The organism is Chitiniphilus shinanonensis DSM 23277 (assembly GCF_000374805.1).
Lineage (GTDB): Bacteria > Pseudomonadota > Gammaproteobacteria > Burkholderiales > Chitinibacteraceae > Chitiniphilus > Chitiniphilus shinanonensis.
The window spans coordinates 1-24,468 of record NZ_KB895361.1; the positions used below are offsets into that span (position 1 = coordinate 1).

The window sequence follows — 24,468 nt, forward strand, 5'->3', positions numbered from 1 at the left end:
CCAGCGTTCAATCTGAGCCAGGATCAAACTCTTTCGTTCAATCGCTTAGCTTATTTCGTACTTTGGCTCGTACTCAAAGAAACCATCTCTGGTTCTTTTACGTATGAGCGCTGATTCGTCATCAAGCACTCACACGCATCGGCTGTAATTTGTTAAAGATCAGTCCACCGGACACCGCGCTTTTGAAACCTGCTAAACTCTTCGTTTCGCTTCGTTCTGCGCTGCGTCTGCTGCGGAGAAACCGAACTATACGGACACCCCCTCACACCGTCAACTCCCCGCTTCAACAAAATTGTCATCCGCACCTTAACCTGCTGATCGGCAAGCACACATTACGTTGGCATCGCCCGCAAAACCCCACTGCAACGCAAAACAGGCCGCCCCAAGGGCGGCCTGTTTTGCTTGTTTGCGGGATATTTATTCCCATTCGATCGTTGCCGGCGGCTTGCCGGATACGTCGTACACCACGCGGTTGATGCCACGCACTTCATTGATGATGCGGTTCGACACCTTGCCCAGCAGCTCATAGGGCAGCTCGGCCCACTTGGCGGTCATGAAGTCGCTGGTCTGCACCGCGCGCAGCGCCACCACGTATTCATAGGTGCGGCCGTCGCCCATCACCCCGACCGACTTCACCGGCAGGAAGACGGCGAACGCCTGGCTGGTCTTGTCGTACCAGTCGAAGGCACGCAGTTCGTCGATGAAGATCGCGTCGGCGCGACGCAACAGGTCACAGTATTCGCGCTTCACTTCGCCCAGCACGCGCACGCCCAGGCCGGGGCCGGGGAACGGGTGGCGGTAGACCATCTCGTGCGGCAGCCCCAGCGCCACGCCCAGTTCGCGCACTTCGTCCTTGAACAGTTCGCGCAGCGGTTCGAGCAACTTCAGGTTCAGAGTTTCCGGCAGGCCGCCCACGTTGTGGTGACTCTTGATGGTGTGAGCCTTCTTGGTCTTGGCTCCGGCCGATTCGATCACGTCCGGATAGATGGTGCCCTGCGCCAGCCACCGCGCCTTGGGCAGCTTCTGTGCCTCGGCCTGAAATACTTCCACGAACTCGCGGCCGATGATCTTGCGCTTGGCTTCCGGATCGGTCACGCCGGCCAGATGGCCCAGGAACTGCTCGGTGGCATCGACGTGGATCACTTTCACGCCGAGGTGCTTGTTGAAGATGTTCATCACCTGCTGGCCTTCGTTCAGCCGCAGCAGGCCGTTGTCGACGAACACGCAGGTCAGCTGATCGCCGATGGCGCGGTGGATCAGGGCGGCAGCCACCGACGAGTCGACACCGCCCGACAGGCCCAGGATCACTTCCTCGTCGCCGACCTGCTCGCGGATGCGCGCGACAGCCTGGTCGATGTAGTTGGGCATGGTCCACGACGGGGCGCAGCCGGCCACTTCCAGCACGAAGCGGTTGATGATCTCCCGACCCTTCAGCGTGTGGGTGACTTCCGGGTGGAACTGCACGCCGTAGAAGCCACGCGCTTCATCGGCCATGGCGGCGATCGGGCAGGCCAGCGTTTCGGCGATGACGCCGAAGCCCTGCGGCAGTTGCGCCACCTTGTCGCCGTGGCTCATCCACACTTCCAGGTAGCCTTCGCCGTTGGGGCCGCTGCGATCCTCGATGCCGTTGAACAGCTTGCTGTGGCCGCGCGCGCGGATTTCGGCAAAGCCGAACTCGCGCACCAGCCCCGCCTCGACCTTGCCGCCCAGCACTTGCGCCATCCATTGCATGCCGTAGCAGATGCCCAGCACCGGCACGCCCAGGCCGAACAGCGCGGAATCGGCCTGGTAGTCGCTGGCATAGACCGAGTTCGGGCCACCGGAGAGGATGATCGCCTTGGGGTTGAATTCCCGGATGAAATCGATGGACACGTCGAACGAATGCAGTTCGCAGTAGACGTGCGCCTCTCGGACGCGCCGGGCGATCAGTTGGGAGACTTGGGAGCCGAAATCGAGAATCAGGATCTTGTCCATGCCGGGCCTTAATGTGCCCGCGAGCGCGGGCGGATGGAAAAACGCGATATTTTACCGTTACTTGCCGCCGCGAGCGAGTTTGCCCCAGCCGCCGTCGCCAACCCAGTCGAGCAAGGCGTCCAGCGCCGGCCCCGCGGCGGGCGCGGCGGCGTGATTGACGATACCCACCACCGCGTAGCGCCGCCCATCCTGCGCCTGCACGTATCCGGCCACCGCGCGCACGTCCTTCAGTGTGCCGGTCTTGACGTGGGCCGCGCCGGCGATGCCGCTGCCGTTCAGGCGACGTTTCATGGTGCCGTCCACCGCGACGATGGGCAGCGACGAGATGAACTCGGCCGAATACGGCCCCTGCTCGGCGCGCAAAAGCAGCTGCGCCAGATGACGCGCGGAAATCCGCTCACGACGCGACAGACCGGAGCCGTTCTCCAGGCTCAGCTCCGGCCAGGACAGCGCGTTCTCGTCCAGCCATTCCCGCACCGCGCGCGCGGCGCTGACCGCGTCGTTCGCCTCGCCCGGTTGCCGGTATGCCGCGCCCAGCGACAGGAACAACTGTCGCGCCATCAGGTTGTTGCTGAACTTGTTGATATCGCGGATCACCCCGACCAGATCGGGCGAGGCATTGGCGGCCAAGCGGGTCGCGGTCGACGGCACCGCGCCTTCGCGGGTCCGCCCGCCGAGGTCGCCGCCCAGCTCCCGCCATAGGGAGCGCACCAGGGCTGCGGTGTACGCCGGGGCCTCCAGGTAGGAAAGATAACGTTCGACGCTGCACCCTTCGGGCAACGCGCCGGAGATCCGTACCCGCGTCGGGCCACCCTGGCCATCGCCGTCGAACCGCAGGTTGCCGATGGTGCATGGCGCACTCGGCGCCACCCGCACCGCGTTCTCCACACCGACCTCCGCCAACGGCGGCTCGACCACCACCCGCGTTTTGCCCTGGCTGGCACTGACCCGGAAACGCTGTGCCTTGAAGCCGGCCAGTAATGCATCCGGAGTAACCAGGAACGCGCGCGCCAGATCGTGTTCGTCATCGTCGAATTCGTTGGGCGGCGGCAGGCGCAACGCATTGCGGTCCAGCACCAGGTCGCCGCTCACGCGCTCGATGCCCGCCGCGCGCAAGTCGCGCAACAGCACCCAGACCCGCTCGAAGGTGAGCTTGGGATCGCCCGCGCCCTTCAGGTACAGGTTGCCGCGCAACACCCCGTCGACCACCGGACCGTCGCCGTAGAGTTCGGTCGTCCACTGGTAGGCCGGGCCCAGCTTTTCCAGGGCGACCTGGGTGGTGACCAGTTTCATCACCGATGCCGGGTTGGCGGGGATATCGGCGTTGAAATACAGCCCATCCTGCGGCGACGCCAACGGCACCACCGCCAGCGACAATGCAGCGACGGGCACTTTGGCCGCACGCAGCGCAGCGGCCACCTCCGACGGCGGCGACGCCAGCGACGTCTCCGCCTGCGCGCCGTTCGCCAACAGCATCAGGCCGATCCAGGCCATCAAGGACCGCTTCATGGTGCCGCCCGCCGCGTGGCCTGCCGGGCCTCCCACTCGGCCAGATCCTGGCGGTAACGGCGCTGGGCGGCGGCGTAGGTATCGAAGATACAGGGGTCGCAACCGTTGCCGCAGCACTCTTCCAGTGCGGGCTCGATAGGGGGCTCGGGACGCGGATCGTCCGCGTCGGGCATGGCGGGGAAAGACTGGGAATTCATTGCAAGGCTGTCCGGTATCGGGATCGCTGTGGGGCAAAGGCGATCTGTTAGAATCCGCCGCATGGCTTATCAAGTACTGGCGCGCAAATGGCGCCCCCTCAATTTTGCCCAACTCGTGGGGCAAGAGCACGTGATCAAGGCGCTGGCCAATGCGTTCGCCAACGGCCGCCTGCATCATGCCTATCTGCTGACCGGTACGCGCGGCGTGGGCAAGACCACCATCGCGCGCATCATGGCCAAGGCGCTCAACTGCGAGACCGGGGTGACCGCCGAGCCTTGCGGGGTGTGCTCCGCCTGCACCCAGATCGACGCCGGCCGCTTCGTCGATCTGCTGGAGATCGACGCCGCGTCCAATACCGGCATCGACAATATCCGCGAGGTGCTGGACAACGCGCAGTACGCGCCGACCGTGGGCCGTTTCAAGGTCTACATCATCGACGAAGTGCACATGCTCTCGAAGAGCGCATTCAACGCGATGCTGAAGACGCTGGAAGAGCCTCCCGGTCATGTGAAGTTCATTCTGGCGACCACCGATCCGCAGAAGATGCCGATCACCGTGCTCAGCCGCTGCCTGCAGTTCTCGCTGCGCCAGATGACGCCGCAGCAGGTGGCCGGCCACTTGCAGAAGGTGCTCGACGCCGAGCAGATTCCGTTCGAGGCCGGCGCGCTGCCGGTGCTGGGCCACGCGGCCAACGGCTCGATGCGCGATGCGCTGTCGCTGTTGGACCAGGCCATCGCCTACGGTGCGGGCCAGGTCGAGGAATCCGGCGTGCGCGCGATGCTGGGCGCGGTCGATCAAAGCTATCTGTTCGAGATCCTGGCGGCGCTGGTCGCCAAGGACGGCCAGGCCTTGATGAAGGCTGCGGCGGGCATCGCCGAGCGTGGGCTGTCCTACGAGGCAGCGCTGCACGAACTGGCGCACCTGCTGCATCAGGTGGCCGTGGCGCAGGCGGTGCCGGGCGCGCTGGCCGACGATCTGCCGCAACGGCCGCAGATCGTGGCGGTGGCGCAGGCGCTGGCGCCGGAAGACAGTCAGCTTTATTACCAGATCGCGCTGCACGGTCGGCGCGACCTGCCGTTGGCGCCGGACGAATACGCCGGCTTCACCATGACCTTGCTGCGCATGCTGGCATTCGCGCCCGCCACGCCCGGACAGATCAGGCTCGCGCCGGCGGGCGAGCCGGCGACGATGGCGCCGCAGGCGCCCCCTGTCCCGCCGGTGGCCCAGCCCGCGCCCGCGATGCCGGCAAGCAGCAGCGTTGCGCCGGCGCCGGTGGCCTCGCCGGTCATCGCGCCGGTTGCGCCTGCGCCAGTCAAAGCTGAACCAGCCCAGGCCATGCCCAAGGAGCCGGCGCCGTGGGAGGAAGCTGCGTCGGACGCGACGCCCCCCAAGGCAGCGATCGAGCCCCCGCCACCTGAAGTCGAGCCGGAACCCGTCTGGTCGGAACCCGCGCCGGAACCGGCCGAGAGGCTCTATGTACCCCCCGGGCCCGCGGCGATGCCTGAGGAGGAACCCGAACCCGCCCTTCCCGCGGCACCGCCCGAATTCGATGGCGATTGGCGTGCATTGGTGGTGCAGTTGAAGCTGGGCGCGGCCGGCATGCTGGCGCAGCATGCGGAGCTGGTGGAGTTCCAGTCCGACCGCTTCATCTTCCGTGTCGCCGAAGCGCACAAGGCGGTCGCCACGCGCGATTACCAGGAGAAGCTGCGCGGCGCGCTAACCGATCATTTCGGCCGGCCGATCCAGGTCGAGGTGGCACTCGGGGAAGCCACCGGCGACACGCCGGCCGCCATCGCCCTGCGTGAAAAGCACGCGCGGCAGCAGGCCGCCGAAGCTACGATCCAGAACGATCCATTCGTCCAGGCGCTGGTGCGCGATCTGGGCGCGACGGTAGTGCCGGATTCGATCCGGCCACTCTGATCCCCCCTCGGGCCGACAGGGCCCGAACCATTCCATTCGAAACCAAGGAGCAGCCATGTTCAACAAAGGCGGTTTGGGCAACCTGATGCAACAGGCCCAGAAGATGCAGGAAAACATGAAGAAGGCGCAGGAAGAGCTGGCCAACCTGGAAGTGGAAGGCCAGGCCGGGGCCGGCATGGTCAAGGTGGTCATGACCTGCTCGCACGCGGTGAAGCGCGTGTCGATCGACGATTCCCTGCTGTCCGACGACAAGGAGATGCTGGAAGACCTGATCGCCGCCGCGTTCAATGATGCCGCCCGCAAGGCCGAGGCCACCTCGCAGGAAAAGATGGCGGGCTTCACCGCCGGCCTGCCGCTGCCGCCGGGATTCAAGCTGCCGTTCTGATCGACGGACCTGGCCGGCGTGGGCACCGCTCACCGCCGGCCCCACCCGCCCCACCTTTCCCATGGCCGTGACCCCGTCCTCCCTCAATCAGCTGATCGAAGCGCTGCGCGTGTTGCCCGGCGTCGGCCCCAAATCCGCCACGCGCATGGCCTACCACCTGTTGCAACGCGACCAGGGCGGCGCGGTGAATCTGGCGCACGCGCTGGAATACGCCATCGCCACGCTCAAGCATTGCCGCCACTGCAATACCTTCACCGAGGCGGAAGTCTGCGACATCTGCGCGGACGAGCAACGCGACCACAGCAAGCTGTGCGTGGTGGAGATGCCCACCGACCTGATGATGGTGGAGCAGACCCTGGCCTTCCACGGCCTGTACTTCGTGCTGATGGGCAGGCTGTCGCCACTGGATGGCATCGGCCCCAAGGACATCGCGCTGGAACGCCTGCTGACGCGCGCCAGCGACGGCGAGGTGCAGGAGGTGGTGCTGGCGACCAATTTCACCGTGGAAGGCGAAGCCACCGCGCACTATCTGTCCGAAATGCTGCGGGCCCGCGGGCTGTCGGTCAGCCGCATCGCCCGCGGCCTGCCGGTGGGTGGCGAGCTGGAACACGTGGACCCGGGCACGCTGGCGCAGGCGCTGGTGGAACGCCGCCACCTCTGAACCGATCCCCGACATGAAAAAAGCCCCGCGATTGCGGGGCTTTTGCCTGGCGAAGCCGATGAGCGTTCAGCCCAGGCGCGCTTCGCTCTGCGGATCGAACAGCACCACCTTGCCCAGGTCCAGCTTCAGCCGCATGCTGTCGCCCGGCCGGCCGGCGGCCCGCGGATGCACCCGCGCGATCACTTCCTTACCGTTGATCTGGGTAAAGATCATGGTGTCCGGGCCGGTGGGCTCGGTAAGGTGCACCTTGCACAGCAGCGCCGGTTCATCCTCCTCGGCCACTTCGATCTGCTCGGGGCGGACGCCCAGGATCACCTTCTGGCCCAGGTGCCCGGCGAAGCGCTGACCATCCGGCAACGACACGAAGCGCGCGCCGCCCTCGCTTTGCAGGCTGACGCCGACGGCGCCGTCCTGCTCGGCCAGATGGCAGTCGATGAAGTTCATCGACGGCGAGCCGATGAAGCCGGCCACGAACAGGTTGGCCGGGCGCTCGTAGATTTCTTCCGGGCTGCCGAACTGCTGGATCACGCCATCCTTCATCACCGCGATGCGGTCGCCCAGCGTCATGGCCTCGATCTGGTCGTGGGTGACGTAGACGATAGTGGTCTTCAGGCGATGGTGCAGTTGCTTGATCTCGGTGCGCATCTCCACGCGCAGCTTGGCGTCCAGGTTGGACAGCGGTTCGTCGAACAGGAACAGCGTCGGGTTGCGCGCCAGCGCACGCCCCATCGCCACCCGCTGGCGCTGGCCGCCGGAAAGCTGGCCGGGCTTGCGGTCGAGCAGGTGGTCGATCTGCAACATCTTCGCCACGCGGGCAATGGTTTCGTCCTGCTCCTTGCGGGGCACGCCGCGGGTTTCCATGCCGAAGGCGATGTTCTGCCGCACGTTCATGGTGGGATACAGCGCGTAGCTCTGGAACACCATGGCGATGTCGCGATCCTTGGGAGCCACGTCGTTGACCACGCGGTCGCCGATCTGTACCTCGCCCGAGGTCGGGGCCTCCAGGCCGGCGATGATGTTCATCAGCGTCGATTTGCCGCAGCCCGACGGGCCGACCAGAATCAGGAACTGCCCGGAATCGATGTTGATGTCGATGCCCTTGAGGATGTGGGTGTCGCCGAAGCGCTTGGTGACGTTTTTGATGGCGAGAGCGCCCATGTGTTTCTCCGTTTTTGGATGCGGGCGCCATGCCGTCGCGGCGGCGCCCTGCTTTGAAGCGATAGGCCGGACGATCAGCCCTTGACCGCGCCGGCGGTCAGGCCGCGCACGAAGTACTTGCCCGCCAGGACATAGACCACGATGGTCGGCAGCGCGGCGATGATGGCGGCGGCCATGTCCACGTTGTATTCCTTGACGCTGGTCGAGGTGTTGGCGAGGTTGTTGAGGCCGACCGTGATCGGCTGGCTGTCGCCGGAGGAGAACACCACGCCGAACAGGAAGTCGTTCCAGATCTGGGTGAATTGCCAGATCAGCACCACCATGACGATGGGCGTCGACATCGGCAGCACCACCTTGAAGAAGATGCGCCAGAAGCCCGCGCCATCCAGTCGCGCCGCCTTGATCAGCTCGTCCGGAATGCCGACGTAGTAGTTGCGGAAGAACAGCGTGGTCGAGGCGATGCCGAACACCACGTGTACGAAGATCAGCCCGGCCACCGAGCGCGCCAGCCCGAACCAGCCCAGCGTCTGCGCCATCGGCAGCAGCACCACCTGGAACGGGATGAACACGCCGAACAGGATCAGCGCGAAGGTCAGTTCTGAGCCGCGAAAGCGCCACTTGGACAGCACGTAGCCGTTGATCGCGCCCAGGCTGGTGGAGATCAGCACCGCCGGGATCACCATCTTCACCGAGTTCCAGAAATACCCGGACAGACCACCGCAATCGACCCCGGTGCAGGCGGACGACCAGGCCTTGCTCCAGGCATCGAAGGTGATGCTCATCGGCAGCGCGATCAGATTGCCGGCGCGGATCTCGTCCATGCTCTTCACCGAAGTGGTGACCATCACGTACAGCGGCAGCAGGTAATACACCGCCGCGTACAGCAGTACCCCATACAGCGCGATGCGCCACAACTTGTTCTGGTTATCCATGGCGGCTGCCTCGCAGTTCGGAATAGAGATACGGCACCACGATGGCGGCCACGGTGGCCAGCATCATCATGGCGGACGCCGCGCCAACACCCATCTGGCCACGGGTGAACGCCGAGGCGTACATGAAGGTGGCGGGTACGTCGGACGAGAAGCCAGGGCCGCCGCCGGTCAACGCCATGACCAGGTCGAAGCTCTTGATGGCGATGTGCGCCAGGATCATCAGCGTGGAGAAGAACACCGGACGCAGCGCCGGCAGCACGATGCGCCAGTAGATGCGCGGCAGGGTGGCGCCATCGATCTGCGCCGCCTTGATGATGGAATCGTCGATGCCGCGCAGGCCGGCAAGGAACAACGCCATGACGAAGCCGGACGATTGCCAGATGCCGGCGATCACCACCGTGTAGATCGACATGTCGGGGTTTACCAGCCAGTCGAAGGTGAAGCTGGTGAAGCCCCAGTCGTGTACCAGCTTTTCCAGCCCCAGCCCGGGATTGAGCATCCACTTCCAGGCGGTACCGGTGACGATGAAGGACAACGCCATCGGATACAGGTAGATGGTGCGCAATACGCCTTCGCCGCGGATCTTCTGGTCGAGGAAGACCGCGAGCAGGATGCCCATCGCCATGCCGCCACCGATGAACAGGCTGCCGAAGATGAAAAGGTTCTTCACCGCCACCCAGGCGCGCTCGTTGGCGAACAGCGTCTCGTACTGTGCCAGTCCGACCCATTCGTAGTTGGGCAGCAGGCGGGAGGCGGTGAAGGACAGATAGCCATTCCAAGCGATGAAGCCGTAGATGAACACCAGCGTCAGCAGGAATGACGGGGCCAGAACCAGTCGCGGCAGCCAACGCTCCGCGAAACCGTACTGCGCCGGCCCATTGAATTGCGTCATGATCGTTTCTCCAGACGTTCCCGCAGGGCGCAGGAACCGGCGGCCGCCGTTGTGTCACGACGTGCCTCCGATGAGAGGAGCCCGGCCGTGAGGGGCCGGGCGCTACAGCGGGATTACTTGACCTTGGCAGCGGCGACGAGCTTGTCCGCGGCTTGCTTGGCGGTCATCTTGTCGTCGTTCCAGAACTGCGAGATCGCGTCGTAGTAGGCGCCCTGGGTGGCCGAATGCATGGCCATGCCGTGGGCGAACGACGGCAGCAGGGAGCCCTTCTTCGAGGTGGTCTGGAAATCCTTGGCCGATTGCTGGCCGCAGGCATCGAACTTGGACATGTCCATGCCCGCGCGGACCGGGATCGAGCCCTTGTTCAGGTTGAACACTTCCTGGAACTGGGTGCTCATCACGGCGGAGGCGAAGTCCTTCTCGCCCTTTTCCGCATCCTTGTTCGGCAGCTTGAACATGGCAAAGCTGTCGATGTTGAAGGTGTAGTCCCCGGCGGTGCCCGGCGCCGGCAGGCACAGGAAGTCCTTGCCCGGCACCTTGCCGGCGGCGAGGAATTCGCCCTTGGCCCAGTCACCCATGAACTGCATCGCCGCCTTGCCGTTGATGACCATGGCGGTCGCCAGGTTCCATTCGCGGCCGGCGCTGTTCTTGTCGGTGTAGGGCTTGATGCGCTTGTAGGTTTCCAGCGACTTGATCATCGTCGGGCTCTTCAGCGCATTGGCATCGAGCTGGACGAAAGCCTTCTTGTAGAAGTCCGGACCGCCCACGGCCAGGGCGACGGTTTCGAACACGGTGGCGTCCTGCCACGGCTGGCCGCCATAGGCCACGGCCTGGATGCCGGCCTTCTTCAGCGCTTCGGCGGTGGCAAAGAATTCATCCAGCGTATTCGGCGCCTTGGCGTTGGCCTTCTTCAGCAGCTCGGGGTTCACCCACAGCCAGTTCACGCGATGCACGTTCACCGGCACGGCCACGTAGCTGCCCTTGTACTTCATCACGTTGGAGACCACTGGCGGCAGCAGCTTGTCCCAACCTTCCTTCTTGGCGACATCGTCGATCGATGCCAGCACGCCCTCTTCGCCCCATTCCTGGATGGCCGGGCCCTTGATCTGGGCGGCCGTGGGCGGGTTGCCGGAGACAACGCGCGTCTTCAGTGCGGTCATCGCGTTCTCGCCCGCGCCACCGGCGACCGCGAAGTCCTTCCACTTGTGCCCCTTGGCCTCGAGCATTTTCTTCAGTTCTGCGGCAGCCTTCGCTTCACCGCCGGAAGTCCACCAGTGCAACACCTCCACTTCCGCGGCATTGGCCGCAAACGCGACCGCCATCGTGGCGGCACAGAGCGTTATACGCAAAGCTTGCATTTGTTATATCTCCTAGGCACGAGCCGCCCCATGGCGGTGCTCGATGCACCAACTGTAGTCACTCGCAATTGGCTACGGAATGAGGAGTGCTATGTAAGGCGATTGCTGTATTTGCGAATGATTGCGAATGACCGGATTGGCACACTGGCACGAGGAGGCGCAAGGCCAGAAAGGGATAAAAAAACAGAAATGAAAAAAGGGCAGCCGAAGCTGCCCTTTTCAAGCACTAGTCAATTCAGATGAATTGATTAGAAGCCGGTCCAGGTACCAACCAGAACGCGGGTGACGTTGTCGTCATCGCTGCCCAGGCCGTCCAGCTGCCAGCCGCCGAAGCGAGTAACATTGTCATCCAGCATTTGGTGACGGATCTGCAGGAAGGCAACCGAGTTCTTCGACAGGCTGTAGTCCCATTCGAAGGCGATTTGCTGGATCGACGAATCGTCGATATCGCTGAAGTCGGTCCAAATCTGGTAGCCCAGGTTCAGAGCGTGCTTGCCGAAGTTGTAACCACCACGAACCAGCCATTGGTCGTTGTCGATCTTGCTGTCGGCCGAAACGAAGGCATTGCGCCATTCGTTGTGACGATACGCGCCGGTGATGTTGAAATCGCCGAACACATAACGAGCACCGATCATGTAGGACGAAGCTTCGACGTCAGTGGCGTACTTGCTTTCGTCTTCCTTACCCCAGCCAGCAAACCCCGGAGCAACAGCTTCGGTACCGGAGGAGTAGCCTTCGGTGTGCATGTAGCCGCCGTTGATCGACAGGCCACCAACGCCGTAGTTGGCGGTGATTTCGTAGGAGTAGCCGTCAGCGCCAGCGGCGTTGTCAGCAGTACCGGTGCCCAGGTCGTATTGAGCAGCGAAATTGAAGCCGCTGAAGTCCGGGGAGAAGTAGCTGATGGCACGCGGGTATTGAACTTGGTGAGCGCCAGCATCGGCCCACAGGTTACCTTGGCCCTTCCAGCCGTACGGCCAGTCTTGCATCAGGTAGAAGTTCGAGAATTGGTTACCGAAGCGAACCGAACCGAAGTCGCCCTTGTAGCCGATCCAGGCTTCACGTTGACCCCAGCTGTCGTAGCGATAGTCGGTAGCAACCTTTTGAGCCAGCTTCCATTCCAGGGTGGCACCGTTGTCCAGCTTGTCGCTGCCGGAAACGTTCACCACGATGGCGATTTCTTCCAGGAACTTGCCATCGCCATCGGCGTTTTGGTTGGTACGGTACATGAAGTCCATCTCGGCGGAGCCGCCGATGGTCACGTCAGCAAAAGCCGGGGCGGCAAATACGGCTGCGACGGAGGCAGCAACCAGAGCACGCTTGAACATTTATAGGTCTCCTGATTTAAGAGTTGGTTTTTACACCAGCTTGTAAGCGGTTAGGCCTTCTGTTCATTTCACATCCGGCTTTACCCTAGGGACGAAGAATAAAGAAGCCCCCAAGCACCCGCAAACCTGAAACATCTTCGACCCCGGGTTTGTCGCTTGTACGCAACAATCCACCGCTTATCTAAAACGATGGCATGAAAAAACCGCCGGCTAAGCGGCGGTTTTATTGGGTTTCGGCCCGGTTTTTACTTGGCGTTCCACAGTGCCTTGGTTGTGTCGAGCATGCGGTTGGAGAAGCCCCACTCGTTGTCGTACCACGACAGCACCTTCACCAGCGTGCCGTTCGAAACCTTGGTCTGCGATGCCTCGTAGGTGGACGACGCCGGGTCGTGGTTGAAGTCGTGCGACACCAGCGGCAGCTCGTTGTAGTTCAGGATGCCCTTCAGTTCACCTTCCGACGCTTCCTTCAGGATGGCGTGGATTTCTTCCTTGGTGGTCGGGCGGGAAGCGGTGAAGGTCAGGTCCACCAGCGATACGTTGATGGTCGGCACGCGCACGGCGAAGCCATCCAGCTTGCCGTTCAGTTCCGGCAGCACCAGGCCGACCGCGGCGGCGGCGCCGGTCTTGGTCGGGATCATCGACTGGGTGGCCGAACGGGCGCGACGCAGGTCGCTGTGGTACACGTCGGTCAGCACCTGGTCGTTGGTGTAGCTGTGCACGGTGGTCATCAGGCCGGAGACGATGCCCAGCTTGTCGTGCAGCGGCTTGACCAGCGGGGCCAGGCAGTTGGTGGTGCACGAGGCGTTGGAGATGACGGTGTCGGTCGCCTTCAGTACCTTGTGGTTCACGCCGTAGACGATGGTGGCGTCGACGTCGGCGCCGCCCGGAGCCGAGATGATGACCTTCTTGGCGCCAGCGGTCAGGTGAGCCGAAGCCTTTTCCTTGGTGGTGAACAGGCCGGTACATTCCATGACCACGTCCACGCCGAGATCCTTCCACGGCAGTTCGGCCGGGTTGCGCACGGCGCAGACCTTGATCTTGTCGCCGTTGACGACGATGTATTCGCCTTCCACCGAGACGGTGCCGTTGAAGCGGCCGTGCACGGTGTCGAACTGGGTCAGGTGGGCGTTGGTCTTGGCGTCGCCCAGGTCGTTGATGGCGACGATCTGGAATTCGTCGGTACGGCCCGATTCATACAGCGCGCGCAGAACGTTACGGCCGATACGGCCGTAGCCGTTGATTGCGATGCGGATTGCCATGTTAGTTGCTCCTGGAAGATCGATTCCAAAAAACCGTATTGAAAACTGCCGCGCAAGTATGACCACAGACAAGCTGCGTCATTTTGCGCGGCCGCAAAGCCTTACGCCACGGGCTTTGCCCAAGGCAAGAATCACTATTATTAGCGGAAACCGGCGGCTTCGCGCGCCAAAGCAGTGATCGCGGCCCAATCGCCGGCGGCCAGCTTGTCCTTCGGTGCCAGCCAGGAACCGCCGACGCAGCCGACATTGGGCAGGGCCAGCAACTTGGGCGCCGATTCGGGGGTCACGCCGCCAGTGGGACAGAACAGCACCTGCGGCAGCGGGCCGCCCAGCGCCTTCAGCATCCCCAGGCTGCCTGCCTGCTCGGCCGGGAACAGCTTGAGCGCGTCGAAGCCCAGTTCCATTGCGGCGATCACTTCCGACGGGGTCATCACACCGGGCAGCAGCGGAATACCGGCTTCCTTGGCCGCCAGCGCCAGCTTCTCGGTCAGGCCCGGTGTCACGGCGAACTTGGCGCCGGCCGCCTTGGCCTGGGCAAACTGCTCGGGGCGCACCACGGTGCCCACGCCGACGATGGCTTCCGGCACGGATTCGGCAATCGCCTTGACGGCGGCCAGGCCGGCTTCGGTACGCAACGTCACTTCCAGCACGCGGATACCGCCTTCCGCCAGGGCACGTGCCAGCGGCACGGCGTGTTCGATCTGATCGATCACCAGCACCGGCATCACCGGGCACGAACGCATGATTTCGCGGATTTGCATGTTTGACTCTTCTTGCAGATTGAATACAGCGGTCGGCGAACCGGCCACGCCTATGCCAGCTGACCGCCAGCCAATCGAATCACTGAATAATTAATGCGCCAGACCGAGCGAGATCGCGCCCTCTTCCGCGCCGGTAGCCGCCGCACGGAACGACGCGAACAATTCGCGCCCCATACCGTGGCCGTTCCGGCTCAGATCGGCCGTCGCCACTTCGCGCGCAGCCCACTCGGCCGGGTCGACCTTGGCCTCGACCACACCGGCCTCGGCATCCAGGCGCAGGATGTCGCCATTGCGCACCTTGCCCAGCGGGCCACCGGACACCACTTCCGGCGTCATGTGGATGGCGGACGGCACCTTGCCCGACGCACCCGACATCCGGCCATCGGTCACCAGCGCCACCTTGAAGCCGCGATCCTGCAACACGCCCAGCGCCGGGGTGAGCTTGTGCAGTTCGGGCATGCCATTGGCGCGAGGCCCCTGGAAGCGCAGCACGGCGATGAAGTCCTTTTCCAGTTCGCCGCGCTTGAAGGCTTCGAGCACGTCGTCCTGGTCGTCGAACACGATGGCCGGCGCCTCGACCAGCCGATGTTCCGGCGCCACGGCGGAGATCTTGATCACCGAGCGGCCCAGGTTGCCCGCCAGCAGGCGCAAGCCACCATCGGCGCTGAACGGCCGGGTGGCGGGACGCAGCACGTTGTCGTCGCCCGAAGCGCTCGGCGCCGGGCGCCAGACCGCCTTGCCCTCGGCCAGGAACGGCTCTTCGGCATAGTGACGCAGGCTCTGCCCGGCGTTGGTCAGCACATCCTCGTGCAGCAGACCGGCGTCGAGCAGTTCGCGGATCAGGTAGCCCATGCCGCCGGCCGCGTGGAAGTGGTTCACGTCCGCCGAGCCGTTGGGGTAGACCTTGGCCAGCAGCGGCACGATCTGCGACAGGTCGTCGAAATCGCTCCAGTCGATGACGATGCCGGCGGCGCGGGCGATGGCGATCAGGTGGATGGTGTGATTGGTCGAGCCGCCGGTCGCCAGCAGGCCGACGATGCCATTGACGATGGCGCGCTCATCGACCACCTTGCCCACCGGGGTGTATTGACTGCCCAATGCGGTGATCGCCGCGGCGCGTTGCGCGGCGGCCACCGTCAGCGCGTCGCGCAGCGGGGTGTTGGGATTGACGAAAGCGGCACCCGGCAGGTGCAGGCCCATCACTTCCATCAGCATCTGGTTGGAGTTGGCCGTACCGTAGAAGGTACAGGTGCCGGGGCCGTGGTAGCTGCCCTCTTCCGAGGCCAGCAATTCGTCGCGGTCGCACTTGCCTTCGGCGAAGCGCTGGCGCACGGCGGCCTTGTCCTTGTTGGAGATACCGGAGGTCATCGGGCCGGCGGGAATGAACACCGCGGGCAGATGGCCGAATTGCAGCACGCCGATCAGCAGGCCGGGAATGATCTTGTCGCACACGCCCAGACAGACCACGCCATCGAACACGTTGTGCGACAACGCCACCGCGGTGCTCATGGCGATCACGTCGCGGCTGAACAGGCTGAGCTCCATGCCCGGCTGACCCTGGGTCACGCCGTCGCACATGGCGGGTGTGCCGCCGGCGAACTGGGCGGTTGCCCCGACCTGGCGCGCGGCTTCCTTGATCAGCGCCGGGAAGGTCTCCAGCGGCTGGTGGGCCGACAGCATATCGTTGTACGACGAGACGATGGCGATGTTGGGCTGGCGCATCTCGCGCAGCATCAGCTTGTCGCCGCCGGGCGCAGCGGCCCAGGCGTGCGCCTGGTTGGTACAGGCGAGGCCCTTGCGTACCGGCTCCTTCTGGGCGGCGGCCTCCAGACGTTGCAGATAGCGGCCGCGCGATTCCTTACTACGCGCTGCAATACGGGCCGTGATCTCGGCAAGGCGGGAATGGAGAGGCATGACGAACTCCAGAAGCAGGACGATGGAACCAGTAGCGACGAGCAATGACACTACAAGAAGTAGACCGTAGTTTTACTACAATGGCGTAACAACTTCAACCGGCATTTACCCGCCGCCACCGCGTGCTGCACCGCAACAAAATCCAGCATCGGCGCGGGTTCACGGGATTCGGATCGCCGCCAAGTCAATATTGGCGCGGCCCCAGGAGAAACCGTTTGCGCGGTTTTTTGTGTACGTAGTAAGATTACATAGTCTTACTACATTCGGCAGCCCCGGCCTGGCCGGCATGCGGCTGGCTTCTCCCACGAGGAAGGATAGTCATGACCCCTATCGAAGCATTCGACATGGTGCTGTTCGGCGGCACCGGCGACCTGGTGATGCGCAAGCTGTTGCCGGCGCTGTACCACCAGCATCAGGACGGCAATCTGCCCACCGCCGGTCGCATCATCTGCCTGGGCCGCAGCGTCGCCGACACCTCGGCCTATCTGTCCAAGGCCCACTCCCTGGCCCAGGGCTATCTGGGCAAGCACTACAACGATGCCGACTGGCAATCGTTCGCCGAGCGCATTTCCTACCTCAAGGTGGACGCCACCATCCCCGAGGAGTTCCAGGATCTGGCCGATGTGCTCAATGAATTCCCCAACCGGGTGCGCGTGTTCTATCTGTCCACCGCGCCCGACCTGTTCGCCCCGATCTCCAAGAGCCTGGCCGGCGTCGGCCTGAACCAGGGCAACGCCCGCGTGGTGCTGGAAAAGCCGCTGGGCCACGACCTGGAATCGTCGAACAAGATCAACGACGAAGTCGGCGAGCACTTCGAAGAACACCAGATCTACCGGATCGACCACTACCTGGGCAAGGAGCCGGTGCTGAACCTGATCGCGCTGCGCTTCGCCAACACGCTGCTGGAGCCGCTGTGGCGCCGCGAGTGGATCCGCGACGTGCAGATCACCGTGACCGAACAGGTGGGCGTGGAGACCCGTGCCGACTTCTACGACAAGGCCGGCGCGCTGCGCGACATGATCCAGAACCACCTGTTGCAGCTGCTGACCATCGTCGCCATGGAGCCGCCGGCCAGCATCGACGCCGACGCGGTACGCGACGAAAAGCTGAAGATCCTGCGCGCCCTCAAGCCGCTGACTCCCGAGACCGTGCTCACCAACGTGGTGCGCGGTCAGTATCGCGCCGGCGCCGTATCGGCCAAGCCGGTGCCGGGTTACCTGGAAGAGCCCGGCGTGCCGGCCAATTCCCGAACCGAGACCTTCGTCGCGCTCAAGGCCGAGATCCAGACCTGGCGTTGGGCCGGCGTGCCGTTCTTCCTGCGGACCGGCAAGCGGCTCCAGGAACGTCTGGCCGAGATCGTCATCAACTTCCGCGAAGCACCGCACTCCATCTTCGGCCGCAACACCACGCCGAACCGCCTGGTGATCCAGTTGCAGCCGGACGAATCGGTACGCCTGTACCTGATGGCCAAGGAGCCGGGCAATCAGTTCCGCCTGCGCCCGGTGCATCTGGACCTCGATTTCAAGGAATTCTTCGAGAGCCGCAGCCCGGAAGCCTACGAGCGCCTGTTGATGGACGTGATCCGCGGCGACCTGTCGCTGTTCGTGCGCCGCGATGAACAACGCGCCGCCTGGAAGTGGGTCGAGCCCATCCTCGAAGCCTGGGAAAACAGCCTGGACGCGCCCAAGCCGTACACCGCCGGCACCTGGGGCCCGGCCGCCTCTTCCGCCCTGCTGTCGCGCGAAGGCGTAAGCTGGCACGAAGAAGGCTGATCGCGCAGGCCGCCTTGCGCGGCCGCACCGCCTGGCATGCCCGTCCGATCCGGGCGGGCGTGCCGATCCAGCGTCCCGCCCACCCTGCCGGACACGCCGGGATCGCCCCGCATCAGCAGCCACGCATCGCACAGACCGCCCGCTCTTCGCCACGTCACACGCGGCCACAGAGCGGCAAGCGGCAAGGTTTAGAGATACTTTGAGGGTTTCCGATGTCCCTGCAATGGCATGAATACGCGTCCAAGGACGAACTGGACCACCAACTGGCCGAGACCATCGCCCAGGCACTTGCCGCCGCCATTGCGGCGCGCGGGCAGGCCAGCGCGGCCGTCTCGGGCGGCCGCACCCCCGCCGGCATGTTCAAGGCGTTGTCCGAGAAGGACATCGACTGGTCGCGCGTGTCGCTGACCCTGGTCGACGAGCGCTGGGTGCCGGTCGCGCATGCCGACAGCAACGAGCGCACCGTGCGCCAGAACCTGCTGGTCAACCGCGCCGCCGCCGCGCGCTTCGTGTCGCCGGTCTCCGCCGCCGACACCCCGCACGCCGGCCAGGCCGAGATCGAAGCGCGCTTCGCCACTCTGCCCCAGCCGTTCGACGTGCTGATCCTGGGCATGGGCGACGATGGCCACACCGCCTCGCTGTTCCCCGAGGCGCCGGAACTGGAGGCCGCCTGCGCTTCGACCGCGCTGGTCGCCGCCGTGACGCCGCCGGTCGCGCCGCATCGCCGGATCACGCTGACCTTGCCGACCATCGCCAAGGCGCGCGAAGTGATCGTGCACATCACCGGCGAAGGCAAGAAGGCGCTGCTGCACACCGCGTTGACCGAGGACAAGCCGGTCACCGCGCAATATCCGATCCGCCGCGTGCTGGACGCGGTGGCCGGTGAGAAGCACGTATTCTGGGCGGCTTGATACCAGATACAACAGGGAGCGGGGCCGCGACACGGCCCCGCCTTCACAAGGGCACTGCCTAAAAATCAGGGGCGTGGTTTCATCCAGATCCGCCCCGTCGTTTGAGTGAGACCATCCCATGCTCGAACGCATCAAGACCGTGATCGACTCCCTCTCCAAATCGGAGCGGAAAGTCGCGGAGCTGGTGCTGGCCCAACCGAATCTGGTGGCCAACGCGCCGATTGCGCAGATCGCCGATCTGGCGGACGTGTCGCAACCGACTGTCATTCGTTTCTGTCGCAGCCTCAATTGCTCGGGGCTGCAGGACTTCAAACTGCGGCTCACCCGCAGCCTGGTGTCCGGCGTGCCCTACGTGCACTCGATGGTGTCCGCCGACGATTCGGCGCACGACCTGGCCAAGAAGCTGTTCGACAACAACATCTCCCACCTGCTGCGCTGTCGCAACGAGCTGGATACCGAAGCGCTGGAAAAGGCCATCCGCGTGCTGGCCAACACCCACAAGATCGAAGTGTGGGGCCAGGGCCAGTCCGGCGCGGTGGCCATCGACGCGCAGAACAAGTTCTTCCGCCTGGGCGTGCCCACCGTGGCCTATACCGACCCCCACATGCACGGCATGAGCGCCTCGATGCTCAAGCCCGGCGACGCGGTGGTGGCGGTCTCGAACTCCGGCCGTACGCTCGACCTGATCCGCTCGGTGGAGATCGCCCGCGATGCCGGCGCCGATGTCATCGGCATCACGCACAGCAAGAGCCCGCTCGCCAAACGCTGCTCGATCTGCCTGTACGCCGATACCATGGAAGACCCGGACCTCTACACCCCGATGATCACCCGCATCGTGCACCTGGTGATCATCGACGTGCTGGCCGTCGGCGTCGCGCTCAAGCGCGGCCCCGAGTTGATCGACCAGCTGGAAAAGATGAAGCGCAACCTGAAGGAAAAGCGGGTGCGCGGACACGAAAACTGATCCAGGCCCACCCTGGACGACTGCACCCTACGCCTCTTGCGATAAAGGAACCCCTCCATGTCCAAGCTCACCACCTCGCCCGCCTGGCAGGCCTTGGCGGCGCACTACCAGGAAGTATCCAAGCTGCACATGCGCGATCTGTTCGCGCAGGATCCGCAGCGCTTCGACAAGTTCTCGTTCGAATCGGGTGGCCTGTTCTTCGACTATTCGAAGAACCGCATCACCGAGGAGACCATGTCGCTGCTGTTCGACCTGGCGCGCCAGAGCGGTCTGGAGGACCGTATCAAGCACATGTTCTCGGGCGAAAAGATCAACCGCACCGAGGACCGCGCCGTGCTGCACGTGGCGCTGCGCAACCTGGACAAGAACCCCATCTACGTCGACGGCGAAGACGTGATGCCCAAGGTGAACGCGGTCAAGGAAAAGATCTTCCGCTTCTCCGACGAGGTTCGTTCGGGCGAGCGCGTCGGCTACACCGGCAAGGCGTTCACCGACATCGTCAACATCGGCATCGGTGGTTCCGACCTCGGCCCGCTGATGGTCTGTAACGCCCTCAAGCACTACGGCCACGAGCGGCTGAAGATGCACTTCATCTCCACGGTGGACGGCGATCAGATCGTGTCCACCCTGAAGACGCTCAACCCCGAGACCACGCTGTTCATCATCTCGTCCAAGACCTTCACCACCCAGGAAACGCTGACCAACGCCCGCACCGCGCGCAAATGGTTCCTGGACCGGGTCGGCAACGAATCGCACATCGCCAAGCACTTCGTCGCGGTCTCGACCAACGCCAAGGCCGTGTCCGAGTTCGGCATCGACACCAATAACATGTTCGAATTCTGGGACTGGGTCGGCGGCCGCTACTCGCTGTGGAGCGCCATCGGCCTGCCGATCGCCATTTTCCTGGGCAAGCACGATTACCAGGACTTGCTCCATGGCGCATACACCATGGACGAGCACTTCAAGAACAAGCCGCTGGAACAGAACCTGCCCGTGATCATGGGCATGCTGGGCGTGTGGTACGTCAACTTCTTCGGCGCCCGCACCCATCTGGTCTCGCCGTACAACCAGTCGCTGTACCGCTTCCCCGCCTACCTGCAACAGCTGGACATGGAATCGAACGGCAAGACCGTCACCCTGGACGGCGAGCGCGTCGACTACCAGACCGGCCCGGTGGTGTGGGGCGACGCCGGCATCAACGGCCAGCACGCCTACTACCAGCTGCTGCATCAGGGCAGCCAGCTGGTGCCGATCGACTTCATCGGCTCGATCGAGCATCCCAACATCCCCGAGCCGCACAGCACCATCCTGATGGCCAACTTCTTCGCCCAGACCGAAGCGTTCCTGCGCGGCAAGAACGAAGCCGAAGTGCGCGCCGAGCTGGATAAGCTGGGCATCACCGGCGAGGCCCAGGACGCGCTGGTGCCGCACAAGATCTTCGAAGGCAACCGCCCCACCAACACCGTGCTGATGCAGCGCCTGACGCCGCGCCGCCTGGGCGCGTTGATCGCGCTGTACGAGCACAAGATCTTCGTGCAGGGCACGGTGTGGAACGTCAACTCCTACGACCAGTGGGGTGTCGAGCTGGGGAAGCAGCTGGCGAAGGCCATTGAGAACGATCTCACCACGCCGGGCCTGACCACCACGCATGACGGCTCGACCAACGGACTCATCAATTACTACAAGCGTAACGCGCCGCGTTGATCCACCACGGCGCAAAAACGCGGGATATACGGCTGCCCGGAGACCCCGGGCAGAACGCAAGGTCGGCGGGGACCACCCACCGGCGGCGGCATCAACCCTAGAACAAGGTAGAGATTAAATGGCAGAGCAGATTCACGACCACGACCCTCGGGAAACGCAGGAGTGGCTTGAAGCCCTGGATGGCGTCCTGGAAAACGAAGGCGCCGAGCGTGCCCACTTCCTGGTCGAAAAGCTGATCGATCATGCGCGCAAGGACGGGGTCAACATCCCCTACACCGCCACCACCGCGTACATCAACACCATCCCGCAGCACCTGGAAGCCAAGAGCCCCGGCAACCACGCCTACGAAGAGCGCATCCGCTCCTACACGCGCTGGAACGCCGCGGCCATGGTCGTGAAGGCCAACCGCGCCAATGGCGACCTGGGCGGCCACATCACCTCGTTCGCCTCCGCCGCCACCTTGTACGACGTGGGCTGGAACCACTTCTGGCATGCCCCCAGCGACGCCCATGGCGGCGACCTGGTGTACTTCCAGGGCCACAGCGCGCCTGGCATGTACTCGCGCGCCTTCCTCGAAGGCCGGATCAGCGAAGAACAACTGAACAAGTTCCGCCAGGAAGTGGATGGCGGCGGCCTGTCCAGCTACCCGCACCCGTGGCTGATGCCCGACTTCTGGCAGTTCCCCACCGTGTCGATGGGCCTGGGTCCGCTGATGGCGATCTACCAGGCCCGTTTCATGAAGTACCTCGACGACCGCGGCTTCAAGCAGAAGGGCGACCGCAAGGTCTGGGCCTTCATGGGCGACGGCGAGATGGACGAACCCGAATCGCTGGGCGCGATCTCGCTGGCCGGCCGTGAAAAGCTGGACAACCTGGTGTTCGTCATCAACTGCAACCTGCAACGCCTGGACGGCCCGGTGCGCGGCAACGGCAAGATTATCCAGGAACTGGAAGGCGACTTCCGCGGCTCCGGCTGGAACGTGATCAAGGTGGTATGGGGCTCCGGCTGGGATGCCCTGCTGGCCAAGGACAAAAAGGGCCTGCTGCAACAACGCATGATGGAAGTGGTCGACGGCGAGTACCAGACCTACAAGTCCAAGGACGGCGCCTACGTGCGCGAGTACTTCTTCAACACGCCCGAACTCAAGGCGCTGGTGTCCAACATGTCCGACGACGACATCTGGCGCCTGACCCGCGGCGGCAACGACCCGCACAAGGTGTACGCCGCCTACAAGGCCGCCGTCGAACACAAGGGCCAGCCCACGCTGCTGCTGGTCAAGACCGTCAAGGGTTACGGCATGGGCAGCGCCGGCGAATCGCAGAACGTCGCCCACCAGACCAAGAAGCTCACCGACGACGACATGCTGCACCTGCGCGACCGCTTCAAGATCCCGCTCTCCGACGAGCAGGCCAAGGCGTGCACCTTCTACGCGCCGCCGGCCGACGCCCCCGAAATGCAATACATGCACGAGCGCCGCGGCGCCCTGGGCGGCTACCTGCCGTCGCGCAAGCCGGTGGACGAATCGCTGCAAGTGCCTAGCCTGGATGCCTTCAAGGCGCTGCTCGACAGCACCGGCGAGCGCGAGATGTCCACCACCATGGCCTTCGTGCGCCTGATGGGTACGTTGGTCAAGGACAAGAACATCGGCCGCCGCGTCGTGCCCATCGTGCCCGACGAATCGCGCACCTTCGGCATGGAAGGCATGTTCCGCCAGTTGGGCATCTGGAGCCACGTGGGCCAGCTGTACGCCCCGCAGGATGCCGACCAGCTGATGTTCTACAAGGAATCCACCGACGGCCAGATCCTGCAGGAAGGCATCAACGAAGCCGGCGCCATGGCCGACTGGATCGCCGCCGCCACCAGTTACGCCAACCACGGCGTGACCATGATCCCGATCTACATCTACTACTCGATGTTCGGCTTCCAGCGCATCGGCGACCTGGCCTGGGCCGCCGGCGACCTGCGCGCGCGCGGCTTCCTGGTCGGCGGCACCTCCGGCCGCACCACGCTGAACGGCGAAGGGCTGCAACACCAGGACGGCCACGGCCACCTGTTCGCCGACTTCGTGCCCAACTGCGTCTCCTACGACCCCACCTTCGCCTACGAACTGGCGGTGATCGTGCAGCACGGCCTGAAGCGCATGTATCAGGACCAGGAGAACGTCTACTACTACCTGACCGTGATGAACGAGAACTACACCCACCCGGCCATGCCGGAAGGCGTGGAGGAAGACATCATCAAGGGCCTGTACCTGTTCCGCGAAGGCAGCAAGGACGCCAAGCTCAAGGTGCAACTGATGGGTTGCGGCACCATCTTCCGCGAGGTGATCGCCGCCGCCGAACTGCTGGAGCAAGATTTCGGCGTCGCCGCCGACATCTGGTCCGCCACCAGCCTGAACGAAGTGAAGCGCGACGGCATGGCCGCCTCCCGCTACAACCTGCTGCACCCCACCGCCGAACCCAAGGTGCCGCATGTGACGCAAAAGCTGCAAGGCCGCCAGGGCCCGGTGATCGCCGCCACCGACTACAAGCGCATCTTCGCCGACCAGATCCGCGAATACGTGCCAGTGCGCATGGTCAGCCTGGGCACCGACGGCTTCGGTCGTTCGGACAGCCGCCAGCAGTTGCGCAAGTTCTTCGAGGTAGATCGCTACCACGTGGCCGTGGCCGCGCTGAAGGCCCTGGCCGACGACGGCAAGATCGAGCGCACCAAGGTTGCCGAAGCCATCGCCAAGTACGGCATCGACACCGAACGCCGCGCACCCTGGACTGTTTAAGGGAAGGGAGAAGAGAGAAGTGGGAAGGGTGAACACCCGCCCGTCTTCTCGCTCCACATCCGCAGCAGGGTGGAGGGTCCGGGGAAGCACGCCTT

General features: G+C 64.1%; 19 protein-coding genes. 8 read left to right on the forward strand and 11 right to left on the reverse strand.

Annotation, left to right across the window (positions count from 1 at the left end):
* Positions 1–417: 417 nt before the first annotated feature.
* Genes guaA through C556_RS0118040 form a run of 3 tightly spaced genes read right to left on the reverse strand, consistent with a single transcriptional unit; the run spans position 418 to position 3,680 of the window.
* A complete protein-coding gene (gene guaA, locus C556_RS0118030) occupies positions 418–1,974 on the reverse strand; it encodes a glutamine-hydrolyzing GMP synthase (RefSeq protein WP_018749648.1) in 1,557 nt (518 codons plus the stop codon).
* A gap of 57 nt (positions 1,975–2,031) precedes the next feature.
* Positions 2,032–3,483 (reverse strand): D-alanyl-D-alanine carboxypeptidase/D-alanyl-D-alanine endopeptidase, encoded by a 1,452-nt coding sequence (dacB, locus tag C556_RS0118035; protein ID WP_157236263.1) that lies wholly within the window; start codon positions 3,481–3,483, stop codon positions 2,032–2,034.
* Positions 3,480–3,680, reverse strand: a complete 201-nt coding sequence (locus C556_RS0118040; RefSeq protein ID WP_026263198.1) for an oxidoreductase-like domain-containing protein — start codon at positions 3,678–3,680, stop codon at positions 3,480–3,482. Before C556_RS0118040 ends, dacB begins: the two co-directional genes overlap by 4 nt.
* A gap of 61 nt (positions 3,681–3,741) precedes the next feature.
* On the opposite strand from C556_RS0118040, the gene dnaX reads away from it, so the two are divergent.
* The 3 genes from dnaX to recR all read left to right on the forward strand — a co-directional run bounded on the left by dnaX (position 3,742) and on the right by recR (position 6,647).
* Positions 3,742–5,601, forward strand: coding sequence for a DNA polymerase III subunit gamma/tau (dnaX, locus tag C556_RS0118045; RefSeq protein WP_018749651.1), 1,860 nt, complete (start codon positions 3,742–3,744; stop codon positions 5,599–5,601).
* A gap of 55 nt (positions 5,602–5,656) precedes the next feature.
* On the forward strand, positions 5,657–5,986 hold the full coding sequence (locus C556_RS0118050; protein WP_018749652.1) for a YbaB/EbfC family nucleoid-associated protein: 330 nt from the start codon (positions 5,657–5,659) through the stop codon (positions 5,984–5,986).
* Positions 5,987–6,047: 61 nt separating this feature from the next.
* Positions 6,048–6,647 (forward strand): recombination mediator RecR, encoded by a 600-nt coding sequence (gene recR / locus C556_RS0118055; RefSeq protein WP_018749653.1) that lies wholly within the window; start codon positions 6,048–6,050, stop codon positions 6,645–6,647.
* Between the two features lie 66 nt (positions 6,648–6,713).
* Here the strand turns inward: recR and C556_RS0118060 are convergent, their stop codons facing one another.
* The 8 genes from C556_RS0118060 to edd all read right to left on the reverse strand — a co-directional run bounded on the left by C556_RS0118060 (position 6,714) and on the right by edd (position 16,246).
* Complete coding sequence (locus tag C556_RS0118060) at positions 6,714–7,805, reverse strand: ABC transporter ATP-binding protein (RefSeq protein WP_018749654.1); 1,092 nt, start codon at positions 7,803–7,805, stop codon at positions 6,714–6,716.
* Between the two features lie 74 nt (positions 7,806–7,879).
* Positions 7,880–8,737: a carbohydrate ABC transporter permease gene (locus tag C556_RS0118065; RefSeq protein ID WP_018749655.1), complete on the reverse strand. Its 858-nt coding sequence runs from the start codon at positions 8,735–8,737 to the stop codon at positions 7,880–7,882.
* Positions 8,730–9,629 carry a carbohydrate ABC transporter permease gene (locus C556_RS21115; RefSeq protein WP_018749656.1) on the reverse strand — a complete coding sequence of 300 codons (900 nt, stop codon included), beginning with the start codon at positions 9,627–9,629 and terminating at the stop codon, positions 8,730–8,732. Before C556_RS21115 ends, C556_RS0118065 begins: the two co-directional genes overlap by 8 nt.
* 113 nt (positions 9,630–9,742) lie before the next feature.
* Positions 9,743–10,951, reverse strand: coding sequence for an ABC transporter substrate-binding protein (locus tag C556_RS0118075; RefSeq protein WP_018749657.1), 1,209 nt, complete (start codon positions 10,949–10,951; stop codon positions 9,743–9,745).
* 284 nt (positions 10,952–11,235) lie between these two features.
* Complete coding sequence (locus C556_RS0118080) at positions 11,236–12,312, reverse strand: porin (protein WP_083930667.1); 1,077 nt, start codon at positions 12,310–12,312, stop codon at positions 11,236–11,238.
* Between the two features lie 245 nt (positions 12,313–12,557).
* Complete coding sequence (gene gap, locus C556_RS0118085) at positions 12,558–13,571, reverse strand: type I glyceraldehyde-3-phosphate dehydrogenase (RefSeq protein WP_018749659.1); 1,014 nt, start codon at positions 13,569–13,571, stop codon at positions 12,558–12,560.
* Between the two features lie 140 nt (positions 13,572–13,711).
* Positions 13,712–14,332, reverse strand: coding sequence for a bifunctional 4-hydroxy-2-oxoglutarate aldolase/2-dehydro-3-deoxy-phosphogluconate aldolase (locus C556_RS0118090; RefSeq protein ID WP_018749660.1), 621 nt, complete (start codon positions 14,330–14,332; stop codon positions 13,712–13,714).
* Between the two features lie 90 nt (positions 14,333–14,422).
* Positions 14,423–16,246 (reverse strand): phosphogluconate dehydratase, encoded by a 1,824-nt coding sequence (gene edd / locus C556_RS0118095; RefSeq protein WP_018749661.1) that lies wholly within the window; start codon positions 16,244–16,246, stop codon positions 14,423–14,425.
* 320 nt (positions 16,247–16,566) lie between these two features.
* On the opposite strand from edd, the gene zwf reads away from it, so the two are divergent.
* The 5 genes from zwf (at position 16,567) to aceE (ending at position 24,373) form a co-directional block, all read left to right on the forward strand.
* Positions 16,567–18,018, forward strand: coding sequence for a glucose-6-phosphate dehydrogenase (gene zwf, locus C556_RS0118100; RefSeq protein WP_018749662.1), 1,452 nt, complete (start codon positions 16,567–16,569; stop codon positions 18,016–18,018).
* A gap of 212 nt (positions 18,019–18,230) precedes the next feature.
* Complete coding sequence (gene pgl / locus C556_RS21120) at positions 18,231–18,929, forward strand: 6-phosphogluconolactonase (RefSeq protein WP_018749663.1); 699 nt, start codon at positions 18,231–18,233, stop codon at positions 18,927–18,929.
* A 118-nt stretch (positions 18,930–19,047) separates the two neighbouring features.
* Positions 19,048–19,893: a transcriptional regulator HexR gene (gene hexR, locus C556_RS0118110; protein WP_018749664.1), complete on the forward strand. Its 846-nt coding sequence runs from the start codon at positions 19,048–19,050 to the stop codon at positions 19,891–19,893.
* A gap of 57 nt (positions 19,894–19,950) precedes the next feature.
* A complete protein-coding gene (gene pgi, locus C556_RS0118115; RefSeq protein ID WP_018749665.1) occupies positions 19,951–21,597 on the forward strand; it encodes a glucose-6-phosphate isomerase in 1,647 nt (548 codons plus the stop codon).
* A gap of 118 nt (positions 21,598–21,715) precedes the next feature.
* Entirely contained in the window at positions 21,716–24,373 is a 2,658-nt protein-coding gene (aceE, locus tag C556_RS0118120) for a pyruvate dehydrogenase (acetyl-transferring), homodimeric type (RefSeq protein ID WP_018749666.1), read from the forward strand.
* Positions 24,374–24,468: the final 95 nt, after the last annotated feature.